The sequence below is a fragment of the Salipiger mangrovisoli genome, from assembly GCF_015223355.1.
Lineage (GTDB): Bacteria > Pseudomonadota > Alphaproteobacteria > Rhodobacterales > Rhodobacteraceae > Salipiger > Salipiger mangrovisoli.
Map to the genome: position 1 here is coordinate 80,348 of NZ_JADFFK010000013.1, position 15,714 is coordinate 96,061.

Annotated in this window: 15 protein-coding genes; 6 read left to right on the forward strand and 9 right to left on the reverse strand. The window is 66.8% G+C overall.

Going from position 1 to position 15,714, the window contains the following annotated elements; genetic code table 11:
• The first annotated feature begins 18 nt into the window (after positions 1–18).
• A complete protein-coding gene (locus tag IQ782_RS17270) occupies positions 19–1,152 on the forward strand; it encodes an ROK family transcriptional regulator (RefSeq protein WP_194135912.1) in 1,134 nt (377 codons plus the stop codon).
• Between the two features lie 186 nt (positions 1,153–1,338).
• Here IQ782_RS17270 and IQ782_RS17275 read toward each other — a convergent pair whose 3' ends face one another.
• Positions 1,339–2,253 carry a MurR/RpiR family transcriptional regulator gene (locus IQ782_RS17275; protein ID WP_194135913.1) on the reverse strand — a complete coding sequence of 305 codons (915 nt, stop codon included), beginning with the start codon at positions 2,251–2,253 and terminating at the stop codon, positions 1,339–1,341.
• Positions 2,254–2,437: 184 nt separating this feature from the next.
• On the opposite strand from IQ782_RS17275, the gene IQ782_RS17280 reads away from it, so the two are divergent.
• From IQ782_RS17280 to IQ782_RS17295, 4 genes are all read left to right on the forward strand, one after another.
• Positions 2,438–2,944, forward strand: coding sequence for a TRAP transporter small permease (locus IQ782_RS17280; RefSeq protein WP_240989363.1), 507 nt, complete (start codon positions 2,438–2,440; stop codon positions 2,942–2,944).
• Positions 2,941–4,224, forward strand: a complete 1,284-nt coding sequence (locus IQ782_RS17285; RefSeq protein ID WP_194135914.1) for a TRAP transporter large permease — start codon at positions 2,941–2,943, stop codon at positions 4,222–4,224. Before IQ782_RS17280 ends, IQ782_RS17285 begins: the two co-directional genes overlap by 4 nt.
• Before the next feature lie 43 nt (positions 4,225–4,267).
• Positions 4,268–5,308 (forward strand): TRAP transporter substrate-binding protein, encoded by a 1,041-nt coding sequence (locus IQ782_RS17290; RefSeq protein WP_194135915.1) that lies wholly within the window; start codon positions 4,268–4,270, stop codon positions 5,306–5,308.
• Between the two features lie 61 nt (positions 5,309–5,369).
• Complete coding sequence (locus IQ782_RS17295; RefSeq protein ID WP_194135916.1) at positions 5,370–6,860, forward strand: M81 family metallopeptidase; 1,491 nt, start codon at positions 5,370–5,372, stop codon at positions 6,858–6,860.
• 120 nt (positions 6,861–6,980) lie between these two features.
• On the opposite strand, the gene argE is transcribed toward IQ782_RS17295, so the two are convergent.
• The 4 genes from argE to IQ782_RS17315 all read right to left on the reverse strand — a co-directional run bounded on the left by argE (position 6,981) and on the right by IQ782_RS17315 (position 11,307).
• Complete coding sequence (argE, locus tag IQ782_RS17300; RefSeq protein WP_194135917.1) at positions 6,981–8,207, reverse strand: acetylornithine deacetylase; 1,227 nt, start codon at positions 8,205–8,207, stop codon at positions 6,981–6,983.
• A complete protein-coding gene (locus IQ782_RS17305; RefSeq protein WP_194135918.1) occupies positions 8,204–9,694 on the reverse strand; it encodes a tripartite tricarboxylate transporter permease in 1,491 nt (496 codons plus the stop codon). The genes argE and IQ782_RS17305 overlap by 4 nt, the downstream gene beginning before the upstream one ends.
• Before the next feature lie 12 nt (positions 9,695–9,706).
• The gene (locus tag IQ782_RS17310) at positions 9,707–10,201 is read right to left on the reverse strand and encodes a tripartite tricarboxylate transporter TctB family protein (protein WP_194135919.1); all 495 of its coding nucleotides are present in this window, start codon (positions 10,199–10,201) and stop codon (positions 9,707–9,709) included.
• A 134-nt stretch (positions 10,202–10,335) separates the two neighbouring features.
• Positions 10,336–11,307 carry a Bug family tripartite tricarboxylate transporter substrate binding protein gene (locus IQ782_RS17315; protein WP_194135920.1) on the reverse strand — a complete coding sequence of 324 codons (972 nt, stop codon included), beginning with the start codon at positions 11,305–11,307 and terminating at the stop codon, positions 10,336–10,338.
• A gap of 121 nt (positions 11,308–11,428) precedes the next feature.
• Here IQ782_RS17315 and IQ782_RS17320 point away from each other — a divergent pair, with 121 nt between their 5' ends.
• The gene (locus IQ782_RS17320; protein WP_194135921.1) at positions 11,429–12,340 is read left to right on the forward strand and encodes a LysR substrate-binding domain-containing protein; all 912 of its coding nucleotides are present in this window, start codon (positions 11,429–11,431) and stop codon (positions 12,338–12,340) included.
• 48 nt (positions 12,341–12,388) lie between these two features.
• Here IQ782_RS17320 and IQ782_RS17325 read toward each other — a convergent pair whose 3' ends face one another.
• From IQ782_RS17325 to phnC, 4 genes are read right to left on the reverse strand one after another with little or no spacing between them, the layout of a single operon-like run.
• Positions 12,389–13,303 carry an HAD-IIA family hydrolase gene (locus IQ782_RS17325; RefSeq protein ID WP_194135922.1) on the reverse strand — a complete coding sequence of 305 codons (915 nt, stop codon included), beginning with the start codon at positions 13,301–13,303 and terminating at the stop codon, positions 12,389–12,391.
• Positions 13,300–14,109: a phosphonate ABC transporter, permease protein PhnE gene (gene phnE, locus IQ782_RS17330; protein WP_194135923.1), complete on the reverse strand. Its 810-nt coding sequence runs from the start codon at positions 14,107–14,109 to the stop codon at positions 13,300–13,302. The genes IQ782_RS17325 and phnE (IQ782_RS17330) overlap by 4 nt, the downstream gene beginning before the upstream one ends.
• Positions 14,106–14,900, reverse strand: coding sequence for a phosphonate ABC transporter, permease protein PhnE (phnE, locus tag IQ782_RS17335; RefSeq protein ID WP_194135924.1), 795 nt, complete (start codon positions 14,898–14,900; stop codon positions 14,106–14,108). The genes phnE (IQ782_RS17330) and phnE (IQ782_RS17335) overlap by 4 nt, the downstream gene beginning before the upstream one ends.
• Positions 14,897–15,673: a phosphonate ABC transporter ATP-binding protein gene (phnC, locus tag IQ782_RS17340; protein WP_194135925.1), complete on the reverse strand. Its 777-nt coding sequence runs from the start codon at positions 15,671–15,673 to the stop codon at positions 14,897–14,899. The genes phnE (IQ782_RS17335) and phnC overlap by 4 nt, the downstream gene beginning before the upstream one ends.
• Between the last annotated feature and the right edge of the window lie 41 nt (positions 15,674–15,714).

A 15,714-nucleotide genomic window follows, 5' to 3' on the forward strand; every position in this document is an offset into this window, starting at 1 on the left:
GCTAGGTCAAAGCATTACATGGAAAATCCCCATCTGGACCCGATCTTCCACCTGCTGCTCAATGGACCACCACGCAGCGCCCGCGAGATCGAAGCCCGGGTCGGCCTGTCCCGCGTGACCGCCGCGCAGAGAATCAGGCAGCTGCAACAAGGCGGGTTGATCGTCGAGGGCGAGAGCTTCGCATCGGGTGGCGGTCGCCCGGCGCGCAGCTGGCGGGTCAACCCGCACCATCGCAACCTCATCGGCATCGATGTCGGCGAGCAGATGGCGCGGGTGACATTGCTCAACCTCGCGCTCGAACCACTCGAGGACGCGCTGGCCGAAATCGACCTGCGCGACGATCCCGCCCGCACGCTCGAGACGCTCGCCGCCTGCGCCGAACGGCTGGCACGCGGCAGCATGGCCAGCGCCCCCGTCGCCGGGCTCGGCATAGCCCTGCCTGCGCCGATCGACTACCCGCAGGGCCGCATCGCCAAGCCTTCGGTAATGTACGGCTGGGAGCGGCTCGACCTGCGGAACCTCCTGCGGACGCGGCTCGAGATGCCCGTGGCGATGGACAACGACGTGAACCTCATGTGCCTTGCCGAGCAGCAGCTGCACTGGCCGGACACGCGCCATCTGGTGTTCATCAAGGCCGGCACCGGCATCGGCTGCGGCATGATCACCGACGGACATCTGCTGCGCGGCGCGTTCGGAACCTCGGGCGACATCGGCCACATCCAGCACAGCCCCGAGCCGCACCAGCTGTGCCGCTGCGGCAAGCAGGGCTGCATCGAAGCCCATGCGGCAGGCTGGGCGCTGGCGCGGGATCTTCAGGCACAGGGCTTCGACTGTCGCGACGCGCGCGAGGTGATGCAGATCTACGCCCGCGGTACACCCGAATGCCGCGCGCTGGTCAACGCCAGCAGCCGGATCATCGGCACGGTGGCCGCCGATCTCGTCGCCGTGCTCAACCCCGAGGTGCTGGTCGTCGGTGGAACGCTCTCTGGCGCGGGCGAAGCAATGCTCGCCGGGATCAGGGAAAGGGTCTACCAGCGCTGTCTCCCGCTGGCCACCGAGCGGCTTCAGGTCGCCTGTGCGCGCGGCGGCGATCGGCTGGGTGTCCTGGGTGCCGGAATGCTTGCCCGCGCCCGGCTGTCCGAGCCGCGCTGACCTCTTCGCAGACCGGCGCGTCGCGTGATCCCTCTCACCCCCCGCCGCCCGTATGCGGATCGGGTGATCGCTGGCCAAGGGCCGCAAGCGTCGAGCTGCCCAAGCGGTCAGCCTGCTTGAAAGGCATCAGCGGCGGCCGCAGTCCTCGTCCGACCCCGATGCCCCCGGTCAGGCAGCCGGTTGCGTTCAGTCGCCAAGTGGCTGGGGCCCCACTCTTCCGTGATAGGCGGTGAGCGACGAGCGCAGGCGGCGGAGATGGTCCGCGGTGTCCTCGGGGATCGTGCGCGCCACCGCAAGCGCCAGCGCGTCGAGCAACAGCAGGTAAGCGAAGCGCGAAGCGGTCGGCTTGAAAATGTCGGGCTCCTCGGGCAGGTCGAAGCCGAGGGCTATCTCTGCGGCCTCGGCGAGCGGTGAGCCCTGCCGCGTGACGCAGATGGTCGCCGCGCCGTAGTTCCGGGCAACCCGAACCGCGGCGATGACCTCTGTCGCCTGTCCGCTGGTGGAGAAGGCCAGCAGCACGTCACCGGGTCGCAGCGAGGCGGCCCGCATCTGCATGAGATAGGCATCACTCTCGGCGACCGCGCTCTTGCCGAGGCGGAAGAAGCGGTTGGCCGCTTCCGCGGCAATCATGCTTGAGCCGCCGCCAACGCCGAGCATCAGCAGGTTGCGCCCCCGGCTCAGCGCGGCCCGCGTCGCCTCGAAGACCTGGGGATCGAGCTGTTGCGCCAGGGTCTCCATGCACCGCTGCGCCGCCTGCTGGACCTGCGTCAGGACCTCGACCCCCTCGGTCGGGCCGGGAGTGACCGGCGGCGCGAGATACTGGCGGCTGACCGCGAGGTTCTGCGCGAGCACCATCTTGAAGTCGCGAAAGCCCTTGCAGCCAAGGGTTCGGCAGAACCGTACGACGGTGGGGGTCGACACGTCGCTGGCGGTGGCCAGGTCGGCAATGCTCATCTGCGTGACCGCATCGAGATTGGCCTGCACAAAATCCGCGACGCGCTGTTCGCGCGCGGCGAAATGGCCATCCATCCCGGCGAGCGCCGAGATCACGTCATTGGGCGAAAGGCTGCGTGCGGGAGGGGTCTGCGGAGCGCGTGTCATCCGGGAAGCCTGCTCAGAAAACGGTGGCACAGGGAAGAGCCATGTAACGCAGTTACGTCTCATGCGGCATTTTTCGGAGAGAATTCCGCAGTTTTCTACTTTTTACGTACTCTAGTTACATTTTATGAAGACGAATTACGAATCCTTGCTACAGTGCCCGAAACACAAACGCAGGGAGACTTCGATGGATTCGGCACTCGGACGCGCCAGCGCGCGCCTGAACTGGCTCGTCGAGCGTATCGTCGCCGCGCTGATGGTGGCGCTTGTGCTCGACGTCTGGTTGGGCGTGATCGACCGCTATTACTTCCATTGGCAACTGCCATGGCCTGAGACGCTTGCCCGCTACCTGATGATCTGGGCGGCGATGCTGGCGGTCTCCAGCGGCATCGCGCGGCGCGAGCATATCGGCCTGACCACGGCCATCGACCGCATGCCTCCGCGGCTGCGGCGCAGCCTGCTGGTGCTCGGCGATCTGCTCGCGCTGGCGCTCTTTGCCTATGTCCTGTGGTTCGGCCTCGGCTTCGCCGGTGGCGGGCAGAACCGGCAGGCGATGATCTTCGGCGTGTCCATGGCCCCCTTCTACAGCGCCATCCCGGTGTCTGCGGCGGTCTGCTGCGTGCAGCTGGTGCTGGTCATCCTGCGCGACCGGGGCACGCAGGGCGAATCCGCTACGATCGAGGTGGCGGAATGAGCGTCGCGCTGATCTTCATCTTTCTGCTGCTCATCGGCACGCCGATCGGCTTTTCCGTGGGCATCGCCGGGGTCGCCGGGCTGATCTCGATGGGTGGCGAGAAATTCCTCGCCGTCGGTCCCGGCAAGATCTTCGCCGGGCTCGACAGCTTTCCCTTTCTCGCCATGCCCTTCTTCATTCTCGCCGGCGAGATCATGAACCACATCGGCATCACCGACCGGCTGATCCGCCTTGCCGAGGTGCTGGTCGGGAGGTTCCGCGGCGGGCTGGCCCATGCCAACATGCTGGCCTCGGTGTTCTTCGCAGGCCTCACCGGTTCGGCAACCGCCGATGCCGCCGCCTTCGGACGCACGCTGGTCCCCGCGATGGAGCGTGCCGGCTACAAGCGCGATTACGCCTGTGCGGTGACCGCCGCGGGCTCGATCATCGGGCCGACCATCCCACCCTCGGGGCTGATGGTGGTCTACGGCTCGCTGATGGGCGTGTCGATCTCGGGACTTTTCGCCGCGGGCATCCTGCCGGGCCTTGCGATCTGCGCGATCTGCATGGTGGTCATCGCCCTCGGCGGCAAGCGCGAGAACCTGCCGCAGGCCGAGCGCGGCGCCACGCTGCGCGAGATCGGGCAGGTCTTCGTCTCGTCGCTGACCGCGCTCGCCATGCCGGCGATCATCCTCGGCGGCATCCTCGGCGGCATCGTCACACCAACCGAAGCCGCGGCGATTGCCGTCGCCTACGCGCTGCTCATCGGCACCTTCGTCTACCGCCGCCTGACGCTGGGCGCGCTGCTCGAGATGCTGATCCGCACCGCGCGGATCACCGGGGTGATCTTCGTGATCATCGCCTTTGCCGGCATCCTCGGCTGGTGGATGAGCTTCGAACGCATCCCGCAGGGGATCGCGCAGGCGGTGCTGGCCACGTCCGACGAGCCCTGGGTGGTGACCGCGATCATCATCGCCGTGCTGCTGGTGATCGGCATGGTGATGGACATCACCGCGATCCTGATCCTGCTCGCCCCCGTGCTGGTGCCGCTGACCGAGACCATCGGCCTCAACCCGATCCACGCAGGGGTGATCTTCGTGCTCTCGCTCAATATCTCGCTGATGACCCCGCCGGTCGGCGCGTGCCTCTTCGTGCTGTCCTCGGTCACCGGCGAGAAGATCGAGCGGATCACCGTCAAGCTCGTCCCCTTCCTGCTCGCCGAACTCTTCGTGCTGCTCGTCTACGCCTACTGGGCCGATGCCGCGCTGCTGCTTCCGCGTCTGCTCGGCTTCACCGACTGACCTTTCAACCAACAACAAACCACCCAACAAGGAGAGAGGGAATATGACCCGTTTCATCCGCACCCTGTGCCTCGGCACGGCGTTTGCAGGCTCGGCCATGGCCGCGCAGGCCGAGACCATCAAGTTCGGCCACGACAACAAGGCCGATCCCTTCGAGAACCCGGCCCATGCCTGCACCGCCGTCTTCTCGAACATCGTCGCAGCCGACACCAACGGCGCCTATGACGTCGAGGTCTTCCCGTCGAACCAGCTCGGCTCGGCCTCGGAGCACGTGCAGATGGTGCGCGACGGTGTGATCCAGATGACGCTGGCCTCGACCGGTGCGCTGGCGGGCTACTACCCGCGCATCGACGTGCTGAATCTGCCCTTCGCCTTCGCCAACAACGCGTCGACCTACGATGTCTTCGACGGTCCCTTCGGCAAGGCCCTGGCCGAGGACATCGGCACCGAGCTGGGCGACGTGGTGGTGCTGGGCTTCCCCGACACCGGCGGCTTCTTCGCGGTCACCAACTCGCAGCATCCGATCGCCGAGCTGCAGGATTTCGACGGCATCCGCATCCGTACCATGACCCTGCCCTCGCACCAGAAGATCATGCAGTCGCTGGGTGCAGAGGCCTATCCGCTATCCTGGGGCGAGGTCTACTCCGGCCTGCAGACCGGCGTGATCGACGGCCAGATGAACCCGGTGCCGATCATCTCCTTCTCGAAGTTCTCGGAGGTGCAGAAGTACCTGACGCTGACCAACCACCTGTTCTCGCCCTACGCGCTGCTGATCAACCGCGACTTCTTCGAAGGTCTCGACGCCGGCGCGCAGGCGGTTCTGCACCATGCCGCCGAGGAATGCGTCACCGCCAGCCGCGGCCTGTCGCGGATCATCGAGGCCTCGGACCGGGGCCTCGCGGGGCTGATGGACCAGATGGAGGTCACCTCGCTTTCGGCAGAGGCACGCGCGGCCATGGTCGAGGTCGCCCAGCCTGCCTTCGAGGCCTATGCCGCGGAAAATCTCGACGCCGGCGCGCTCGAGCTTCTGTCGCTGTTCAAGTCCGAGGTCGAGGCGGCCAACGCGACCGCCTATCTCGAATGATCCACTCCCGCAGGGCCCCGCGCGGGGCCCTGTGTCTCCTCCCAAGACAAGGCACTCCCTCATGCGCGTCTTCTGCGCCTCGGTCGGCTTCGAGGCCAATACCTTCTCGCCGCTTCGCACCGATTTCACCGATTTCGAGCAGAGCTTCTACGCCCCGCCCGGCACGCACCCCGAAACCCCGACTCTGTGCAGCGCTGTGTTCCCCGCGTTGCGGCGCCGCGCCCGGGCCGGAGAAATCGAGCTGATCGAGGGCACCGCCACCTGGGCCGAGCCCGGCGGTCTGTGCAATGCCGCCACATGGGTGCGGCTGCGCGACGAAATCCTGGGACAGCTGCGCGCGGCGCTGCCGGTTGAAGCGGTGGTTCTGGGGCTGCACGGCGCGATGATCGCCGAGGGCACGGTGGATTGCGAGGGCGAATTGATTTCCGCGGTGCGCGCCCTGGTTGGCCCCGCCGTGAAGATCGGTGTCAGCTTCGATCCGCACAGCCATCTCAGTGCCGCGCGCACCGACAACGCAGACGTGGTGATCGCCTTCAAGGAATTCCCCCACACCGACTTCGTCGAGACCGGCGAGGCAGTTGCCGCGCTCACCCTGCGCGCCGCGCGCGGAGAGATCGCGCCCGTGGTCTCGGTTTTCGATGTTCGGATGATGGATGTGCTGCCCACATCGATCCAGCCGATGCGCGGCTTCGTCGACGACATGATCGCGCTGGAAGGCAGCGGCAGCATTCTTGCCGTCTCGGCCATCCACGGTTTCATGGCCGGGGACTCGCCCGATCTTGGAGCCAAGATCGTGGTGGTGACCGATGCCGCTCGGGCCGCGGGCGACGCATTGGCCGAAAGCCTGGGCCGCCGGCTCTTTGCCATGCGCGGCAGCACCCGTCCCGAATTCCTGCCGCTGGCGGCGGGCATCGCAAGGGCGCGCGCCAGTGCCGCCGAACCCCGAAAGGGCCCTGTCGTGGTTGCCGATATCTGGGACAATCCGGGCGGCGGGACCTCGGGAGATTCAACGCTCGTGCTGCGCGGTTTCCTCGAGGCGGGGGTCGGCAATGTCGCCTTCGGCACGATCTGGGATCCGATGGCGGTCCGCCTGTGCCACGCCGCCGGCGAAGGCGCGGTGCTGGAACTGCGCTTCGGCGGCAAGACCTCGGCCACGGCAGGCGCCCCGATCGATGCCACCGTCGAGGTGCTGCATGTCCAGCGCGACGCGGTGCAGAGCTTCGGCGCTTCGGTGGTGCCGCTCGGCGATGTCGCGGTGATCCGCACCGGCGGAATCGAGATCGTTCTCAACACCAACCGCGCGCAGGCCTTCTCGCCCGACCTTTTCAGCAACGCCGGGATCGACCCGATGTCGAAGGACATTCTCGTGGTGAAATCGACCAACCATTTTCATGGCGCCTTCGCCCCGATTGCCTCCGAGGTGATCTACGTGGCGGTAGACGGACCCTATCCCAACGATCCGGCGACCAATCGCTACACCCGGCTGACCCGGCCGCTCTGGCCGCGCGTCGACGATCCCTTCGCGGACGCCTCGGCCACGACCGTGCTGTAATGGCAGCCTAATGCCGGACGGGGCGCCGACGGGCTCTTGCGTCGGGCGCCCGGCAGACCTGGCCTTGGGCAAGGCGGAAGCCCCTGCCCAAGGCACTCTGTTCGGGGTCGCAGCGCCCCTTCAGGACGCGCGATCCGCCGCCGTCTCCGACGCGACGCAGAGCCCGGCCATGATGTCTTCGAGGAATTGCACGCAGGCACCGAGCTGATCCAGCGCGACGAATTCATTGGGCTTATGCGCCTGTTCGATCGAGCCTGGCCCGACGATCACCGCCGGGATCCCGCCGGTTTGCTCGAAGATACCGCCTTCGGACCCGTAGGAGACCTTGCCGCCCCAGTCCTCGGGCATGTGGCGCGCGTAGCGGGCATAGCCTGCGGTGTTGCGCGCCTCGCCCATCGGCGGATAGGCGAAGATGCGTTCGAAGGCGATGCCGGTTCCGGCGGTCTTCGCGGCCATCTCGGCGCCCAGTTCGCCCTCGATCCGGGCCAGCAGTTCGGCCATGTCGGCCTCGGGATCCATGTCCGAGATCGACCGAAGCTCGAAGGTGAAGCTACAGCTGTCCGGTGTCACATTGGTGGCGACCCCACCGTCGATCATCGTCGCCAGCATGGTCGCATGCGGCACTGTGAAATCGCGATCAAAGGGTCCCTCGGTCTCGTAGCGCTTGCCACACTCCGAGATCATCGCGATGGCGCGGGCGGCATACTCGATGGCGTTGACATGCTCTGGCGCGAAGGAGGAATGCCCCGAGGTGCCGGTGACATGCGCGCGCATCGCGATCTTGCCCTTCTGGCCGGTCACCAGCTGCATCATCGAGGGCTCGCCGATGATCGCGAACTCCGGCGGCACCGGCAGCGCCGCGAGATGCCGCGCGATCGCCGGAGCCCCGACACAGCCGACCTCCTCGTCGTAGGAGAAGCACATGTAGACAGGCCGGGCGAGCCGGGCCTGCGCCAGCTCGGGAGCAACGGTCATGGCGCAGGCGGCGAAGCCCTTCATGTCGCAGGCCCCGCGCCCATAGAGCTTTCCGTCCCGGATCTCGGCCTTGAACGGGTCGCTCTGCCATTCGGGCTCGTCTGCCGGCACCACGTCGGTGTGGCCCGACCAGACCAGCCCGGCGGCGTCCTCGGGGCCGAAGGCGGCCACGAGGTTGGCCTTCTCGCCGGTCTCGTCGGGCAGGATGGTGATCCGCGCCCCGAGCCCGCCGAGGTAGGCTGCCATATGGTCGATCAGGGCCCGGTTGCCGTTTCGGGACACCGTGTCGAACGCGATCAGATCGGCCAGGTGCTCCGCGGCCCGCGCGATCCGGTCATCGGCGTCGGGCGAGGTCTCGCTGTTCAGGCTCATTGCGCAAGTCGTCTTTCTGTCTTTGTTTTCTGGATTTCGCGCCGCACGGTGATGGTCAGCACGAAAAGGATGAGCACGGCGAAGATCCAGGTGATCGGCGAGGAGAGTAGCACCGAAACATCCCCGCGCGAGATCGCCAGTGCCCGGCGCAGGTTCTCTTCCAGCATCGGGCCGAGGATGAAGGCGATGAGGAAGGGTGCCGCCGGAATATTCAGCAAGAACATCCCGAAGCCGACCACGCCCATGACCAGCAGCACCGCCACGTCGAAGGTGCTCGAGGCGATCGAGTAGATGCCGAAGATGCAGAGCAGCAGCACCAGCGGCGTCAGCAGGGTCTGCGGGATATGCGAGACCTTGGAGAACATGTGCATGGTCACCTTGCCGGCGAAGAACAGCAGCACCGACGAGACCAGCATGCCGATCAGCAGCATGTAGACCTCGTGGATGTTGGTCTGGAACAGCAGCGGACCCGGCGTCAGACCCTGGATCATGAAGGCGCCGAGCATGACGCCGGTGATCACGTCACCCGGCACGCCGAGGGCTAGCAGCGGGATCATCGTCGCGCCACAGGCACCGTTGTTGGCGGATTCCGAGGCCGCGATGCCCTCTAGCTCGCCCTTGCCGAAGTTCGCGCCCTTCTTGGAGCTGCGTTGCGCCTCGCCATAGGAGAAGAAGGCCGCCGAGGACGGGCCAATGCCCGGAATGGCGCCGAGCACCGAGCCGATCACCGAGCCCTTGAGGATCGCCTTGAGCGAGCCCATGAACTCCTCGCGGGTCACGTGCTGCGCGCCGAGCGTTGCCGCCTCTTCCTTCTTGGCGACGCGCATCACCACCAGCTTGATCAGTTCGGGCAGCGCGAAGAGGCCGATCAGCACCGGCGCGATCGACAGGCCAGCCTGCATGTCAGGGGTGAAGGCAAAGCGGAACGAGCCGTACATGTCCTCGCCCACGGTTGCCAGCAGCAGACCCAGCGCCGCCGAGACGAGGCCCAGAAGCAGCGAGCTGCCCGAGACGCCCGCCACGGTGGTCAGCGCGAAGAGCATCAGCATGAAGAACTCGGGCGGACCGATGCGCAGGGCCAGCACCGCCAGCGGCGCGGCGAAGAAGATCAGCGACAGGTTCGAGATGAAATCGCCGATGACCGAGGAGTAGAGCGCCATATTGAGCGCCTTGCCGGCCTTGCCCTGCTGCGCCAGCGGGTAGCCATCGAGCGCGGTGCAGGCCGCCGAGGCGGTGCCCGGCGTCTTGATCAGGATCGCCGAGACCGAGCCGCCGTAGGTCGAGCCCTTGTAGAGCGCCACCAGCAGCAGGATCGAGGGCACCGGCTCCATGTAGAAGGTGAATGGCAGCGCGAGGGTCACCGCCATGGTCCCGGTCATGCCGGGGATCGCGCCGACGATGACGCCGCCCCAGATGCCCGCGATCATGATCAGCAGGTTCTGAAGCGTCGCCACGGCGACAAGCGCGGAGAGGATTTCGTGGAACATGGGTATCTCCGATCAGAAGCCGAAGGGCTTCGTCAGCACGCCCTTCGGGAACTGCGTGCCGAGCGCGGAATGGAAGAAGAGTTGCAGCAGGATCGGCCCGCCGAAGGCAAGCAGCGCGATCCAGACGTGGTTGCCGCGCTCGCCGGTCATCAGCACGATGCAGAGTGTCAGCAGCATGGTCGCGACCAGGAAGCCGAGCAGCGGGATGGCCACGAGGAAGAGCACGAAGGCCACCATCAGGCCGGCAAAGCGCGCGACCATGCGCGCCGGGCTGCTGCCGTCGGTCTCGACCGGCTCATCGGCAGGGCGCTCGCGGGTGAAGGCGAAGAGCAGCGCCAGCGCACCCAGCACGATGCCGGCCAGCGCGACGGTACGCGGCCACATGTCCGGCGGCGGGGCGAAGCCCGGAATGAATGCCGGACGCGGCACGTAGGCGGGAACGAGAACGAAGGCGGTCAGCGCGAAGAAGGCGACAATGATCAGCCCCCGCAGGACGGGCTTGGGCATGGCGACGCTCCTGGAGGATGAGAGGCCCCGGCACGGCGGGGCAAGGCGGGGGCGCGGCCCGTCGATGCGGGATCGCGCCGGTTGTGCAGCAGGCGGACGGGCCGCGACAGCGCGCGGCCCGGAGCACGTGAGGCTCAGTTCGACAGGTAGCCGAAGTCCTGCGCGAGGCCGTGGAACAGCTCGTACTGGCTCTTGGCGTAGTCGGTCATGTCGACGTCGCCGATGGTCGAGATCGAGCCGCGGCGTGCCGCAAGGTCAAGCCACTTCTCGTCGGTTGCGACCTTGCCGAGCACCTCATGCCACTTGGCGACAACGTCCTCGGGCAGGTCCTTGGGACCGTAGAGCGCGCTCCAGCCGGCGATCTGGCCGGCCTTTTCGTAGCCGAGCTCGGCCGCGGTGGCGACCTCGGGCAGATCGTCCATGCGCTTGGGCGCGAAGACCATCAGCGCCTTCATGTCGCCGCTCTGGATGTGCGGCATCAGCGAGGCCGCCGCCATGGCGACGAAATCGACGTGGCCGCCAAGCAGCGCGGTGGCGAGCTCGCCGCCCCCTTTGTAGGGCACCAGGGTCGCCGCGGTCAGCGGGTCGAGATCGTTGTCGGCCAGCAGCGCCTGCGTGGTGAAGCCGTCGATCGCGGTTGCGCCCGAGGCGGCGTAAGTCATCGCGCCGTTGCTGTCCTTGATCGCTGCCACCAGCTCTTCGACCGAGTTGTAGGGCGCGTCGCCGCGCACGGCGAGGATCATCGGCGTGGCTTCCAGCGCACCGAGGAAGGTGTAGGCGTCCCATTCCACGGCGTTGCCGGGGGTCACGGCCGGCGACAGCGCCATGCCGACACGGGCGAGCAGCAGGGTGTAGCCGTCGGCTTCGCCTTCAGAGACCGAGCGTGCACCGTTCATGCCGCCGGCGCCGGGCTTGTTCATCACCGTCACCGGCTGGCCGAGGAACGGCTGCGCGGTTTCCGCCAGCGCGCGGCCGGCGAGGTCCGAGGCGCCGCCCGGGCCGTAGGGGACAACCAGCGTCACCGCCTGATCGGGGTAGTCCTGTGCCAGGGCCGGGCCGGTGGCTGCGATCACGGCAAGGGCGATCGATCCGAGTAGTTTCTTCATGGTTACCTCACATCTGCTCCGGCGGGGCCGGACTGTTGGATGTGGTGCACCATTCACAGTATGCGCGAATTGACAATGGCCGCAGCAAAATTGCAAATATTGCATACTGAGGGAGAAGGGCATGTTCAAGACACGGGAATTAGAGGCCTTTGACGCCTACATGCGCCTCGGCGGGGTCAAGATGGCGGCAGAAGACCTTGAGGCAAGTCAGCCGATGGTCAGCCGATTGCTCTCGTCGCTCGAAGAAAAGGTCGGCTTCGATCTCTTTCTGCGCAAACGCAATCGCCTCGCGCCCACGCCCGAGGCTTTCCGCTTTCACCAGACGGTGGTGCGCCATCTTGCCGGGCTTCGCAGCCTCGAGCAGGAAGCGGTTGCGATCTCGAATGGCCAGGTCGGGCACCTGGTCATCGCGGCGCAGCCGATCTTCTGCGACACGTTCCTGCTCGATGCGCTGCAGAGCTTCCGCGAGACCCATCCGCGCGCCACGGTGCAGATCGTCGATGTCGGCATGGCCGAACTGCTGCGGATGATCAGCGAGCAGCGATGCGACCTTGCCTTCGGGATCACGCTGAACGCCGAGGCCTTCGGCGGGGATGCGCGACCGCTCGCCCACTGCGCCGCGAACTGTATCTTGCCGAAGGGTCATCCGCTTGGAGACGTTACAGAAATCCCCCTGCCCCGGCTGCGCAAGGAATGGTTCATCGACCTTGCCGAAGGCAGCCCTCTGCGCCAGCGCGTCGACCACATGATGGAGACGATCAACGTCGATCGAACCATCGCCGCCGAGCTGCGCACGCTGCATGGCGTGGTGCGTCTTGTCGAACGCGGAGTCGGCGTGGCGATCGTCGACCCGGTGGCGAGCCAGCTGCTCGATCCCGAGAAGGTCACCTCGCACCGGCTGATCCCGGCGATCACCTGGGATATCGCACAATTCGTGCCGCGGGACAGGCCGTTGAGCGCCGTCGGTCTCGCCTTCGCCGAAGCCGTCGCCGCCGAAATCGTTCGCCTCAAGCGCGCGGGCGTGGTGACCTGACGGCGCGGTCGCCGGCCTTCGGGAAACCGCGCGCCACGGACCGTACCGCTAGATGCTCCGGAGGACGAAATCCGGAACAATGCCCGAGCGCGCGATCGCTTGAGCCGGATCGAGTCCCACCAGCGCCCCATGCTCGGTCACCAGTGCGCTTGCGAACCCCATGTGGCGGCCGCCGAGGATATCCGTGTGCAGCGTGTCGCCGACCATCAGCACCCGCTCCGGCGCGAGCCGTGGCGCGAGCTGTGCCAGAGTAAGCGCGTAGATGTCGGCGAAGGGCTTGCCAAGGAACACCGGCACCACGCCGGTCGCGTCCGCAAGACGGTGCGCGAAATAGCCGGGTTCGCGCGACAGGCCGCTCTCGCGAGGGGCGACGATATCCGGATTGCCGACGATGACGGGACGCGGGCGCGCGCGCAGAGCGGCCTCGAGCCGGCGCTGCCGCGCCTCCGTCCAGCCGTCCGATCCGATGAGCAGGATGCCTTCGGCAGCCTCGTAGTCTGCAGGATCGTCGCCGAGGAAGGCCATGTCGATGTCCTCGAATTCCTCGCGGCCGTTCTCCGGGTTCAGCATCGCCCCCCAGCGCAGCCGCGCCGCGTCTGCCAGATGCGCGAGCAGAGCCTCGCGGCTTGTCACGACCTCTTCGGGCGCAAAATCAAAACCCAGCCGGGCGTAGCGCTGCATCATCACCCGCTTGGGGTAGGCGGCCGAATTGGACACCACGGCAACCGCCTTGCCCGCCGCGCGCAGCTCGGCGATCGCCGCCGCGGCGCCGGGGATCGGGGACTCGCCGACGTTGAGCACCCCATAGGCATCGAGCAGCACGAGGTCGAAGGGCGCGGCGATCTCGGCCAGGCTCTCCGCCACCCTCCAGCCGCGCCCGAAGCGCGCGCCCGGCAGCCGGGAACGCACACCAAGATAGGCGTCGAAGGCGGCGCGCGCCTCGGTGCAGCGCGCGCCGGTCACAGGATGCGGCGGCGCAGGAAGGCCGACACGATCTCGCCCAGCACGACAAGCGCCAGGATGGCCAGCAGGACGGTCGCGGCCTCGGGCCAGTTGAAGGTGTCAATCGCGCCCTGAAGGATGATCCCGATGCCGCCCGCTCCGACGAGGCCGAGCACTGTCGACTCGCGCAGGTTGATGTCCCAGCGCAGGATCGCCACCGCCCAGAAGGTCGGCATGACCTGAGGAACGATGGCGTAGACGATGACCTTGAAGCGTGACGCGCCGGTCGCCTCCAGTGCCTCGACCGGGCGCCGGTCGATCTCTTCGATGGCCTCGCCGAGGAGCTTGCCGATGAAGCCGATCGAGCGGAACATGATGGCGACCACGCCCGCAACCACGCCGGGGCCGAAGATCGCCACGAAAAGCAGCGCCCAGATGATCGTGTTGACCGAGCGCGAACTGACGAGGATCAGCCGCCCGAGCCACAGCGTGAAACCGTTGGGCGTGGTGTTCTGCGCCGCGATATAGGCGACCGGCAGCGAGACGATCACCGCCAGCGCGGTGGCGAAGGTGGCGATGTTCACCGTTTCCCACAGCACGCGCAGGATGCTGCCGAGGTTGTTGACGTCGGGCGGATACATGCGACCGAAGAGATCCGCCATCTGGCTGGGAGAATCCCAGACCCAGGCCCAGATGATCTCGATCGAGCCGAGCGCCCAGAACACGACCACCGCGCAGAGCGCGAAGAGGCCGAAGCGACGGGCCTTTTCTTTCGGCGTGTAGCGCGACCAGTCCTCGCGCCCGAACTGCTGCGAAAGGCTGGTCATGCGATGCGCTTCCTGATCTGGCCGCTGATCGCCTCGGAAACGAGGATCACGCCGACGATGACGATGGTGATGGCGAGCGCGAAATCGTAATCGTAGCGGCCGAAGGCATTGGCCAGCGTCGCGCCGATGCCGCCCGCGCCGACGATGCCGACCACCGCCGAGGCCCGCAGGTTGGAATCGAGCTGGTAGATGGTCAGGCCGATCTGCCGGGGCATGATCTGCGGAAAGATCGCGTAGACGAGCGTCGAGAGGTAGGGCGCTCCGGCGGCGCGCATCGCCTCGACCTGGCCGAAGTCGATCTCCTCGATCCTTTCGGCCAGCATCTTGGCGACGAAGCCGATGGAATAGACCACCAGCGTCAGCACACCGGCGAAGGGTCCGAAACCGACCGCCTTCACGAAGATGATCGCGACGATCACCGGGTGGAAGCTGCGGGCAATGATGATGATTGCCCGGCCAAGGTAGAAGACCGGCAGCGGCGCGATGTTGCGTGCCGCCATGAAGGCAATCGGAATGGACAGGACGACCCCACCCACGGTGGCAAGGACGGCGATCTTCAGGCTTTCCAGGAACCCGTCAATCAACAGGCCGCTGCGCTCGAAGCTCGGCGGGAACGCCCCGCCGAAGATGCGCCCGGCCCGCTCTATCCCCTGCGCAACCCGTGCCCAATCGATCGGCATGGTGGCCGCGACCCAGCCGAAATAGGTCAATGCACCAAGATACACGGCCCAGCGAAGCAGCGGGTTGGCGATGAAGGGCGGCTTGCGCCAGGTGTCGGGATGCCGGCTCATGACGCCTCCCGCAGATCGCCGCCGCGGTCGGCATGGGGGCTGCCCGAATAGATCCGTTCCATCGCCTCCTGATCCAGAGCGCCCGGCAGGTCGTCGAAGATGATCCGTCCGAAGCGCATGCCGACGATGCGGTCGGTGTATTCCTTGGCCTCGGCGACATTGTGGATGTTGATCAGCACCGGCAGCTTCAACTCGCCTGCGAGATCGCGCAGCAGCCCCATGATCTGCTCCGAGGTCTTGGGATCGAGCGAGGCGGTGGGCTCATCGGCCAGAAGGATCTCGGGGTTCTGCATCAGCGCCCTGACCACGCCGACGCGCTGGCGCTCGCCGCCCGACAGCTGATCGGCGCGGGTGTTGGCGTATTGCGCGATGCCGACGCGCTCCATCAGCTCGTAGGCGCGGCGGATGTCTTCCTTGGGGTAGCGCCGCATGATCGCGGCCCAGGTCGAGATGTATCCCAGCCGCCCCGACTGCACATTCTCCATCACGGTCAGCCGGTCGACGAGGTTGAACCCCTGGAAGACCATGCCGATCTTGCGCCGCGCGGCGCGCAGCTGGCGGCCCCTGAGGGTGGTGAGCTCGGTGCCGTTCAGCACGATGCTGCCCGAAGTGGGCTCGACCAGCCGGTTGATGCAGCGCAGCAGGGTGGATTTCCCGGCCCCCGAGGAGCCGATGATCGACACCACGCTTTCCCCCTCGATGGTCAGGTCGAGGTTCTTCAGCACCGGCGCGCCGCTGCCGTAGCTTTTGACCAGGTCGGTGATCTTCAACATGTGGAAGCTCCATGCCGGAGCCGGGCGCGAGGCGCCGGCTC

Coding starts and splice junctions, on each gene's coding strand:
- IQ782_RS17270 (WP_194135912.1), top strand. CDS start 19: ATGGAAAATCCCCATCTGGACCCGATCTTCCACCTGCTGCTCAATGGA.
- IQ782_RS17275 (WP_194135913.1), bottom strand. CDS start 2,253: ATGACACGCGCTCCGCAGACCCCTCCCGCACGCAGCCTTTCGCCCAAT.
- IQ782_RS17280 (WP_240989363.1), top strand. CDS start 2,438: ATGGATTCGGCACTCGGACGCGCCAGCGCGCGCCTGAACTGGCTCGTC.
- IQ782_RS17285 (WP_194135914.1), top strand. CDS start 2,941: ATGAGCGTCGCGCTGATCTTCATCTTTCTGCTGCTCATCGGCACGCCG.
- IQ782_RS17290 (WP_194135915.1), top strand. CDS start 4,268: ATGACCCGTTTCATCCGCACCCTGTGCCTCGGCACGGCGTTTGCAGGC.
- IQ782_RS17295 (WP_194135916.1), top strand. CDS start 5,370: ATGCGCGTCTTCTGCGCCTCGGTCGGCTTCGAGGCCAATACCTTCTCG.
- argE (WP_194135917.1), bottom strand. CDS start 8,207: ATGAGCCTGAACAGCGAGACCTCGCCCGACGCCGATGACCGGATCGCG.
- IQ782_RS17305 (WP_194135918.1), bottom strand. CDS start 9,694: ATGTTCCACGAAATCCTCTCCGCGCTTGTCGCCGTGGCGACGCTTCAG.
- IQ782_RS17310 (WP_194135919.1), bottom strand. CDS start 10,201: ATGCCCAAGCCCGTCCTGCGGGGGCTGATCATTGTCGCCTTCTTCGCG.
- IQ782_RS17315 (WP_194135920.1), bottom strand. CDS start 11,307: ATGAAGAAACTACTCGGATCGATCGCCCTTGCCGTGATCGCAGCCACC.
- IQ782_RS17320 (WP_194135921.1), top strand. CDS start 11,429: ATGTTCAAGACACGGGAATTAGAGGCCTTTGACGCCTACATGCGCCTC.
- phnE (WP_194135923.1), bottom strand. CDS start 14,109: ATGACCAGCCTTTCGCAGCAGTTCGGGCGCGAGGACTGGTCGCGCTAC.
- phnE (WP_194135924.1), bottom strand. CDS start 14,900: ATGAGCCGGCATCCCGACACCTGGCGCAAGCCGCCCTTCATCGCCAAC.
- phnC (WP_194135925.1), bottom strand. CDS start 15,673: ATGTTGAAGATCACCGACCTGGTCAAAAGCTACGGCAGCGGCGCGCCG.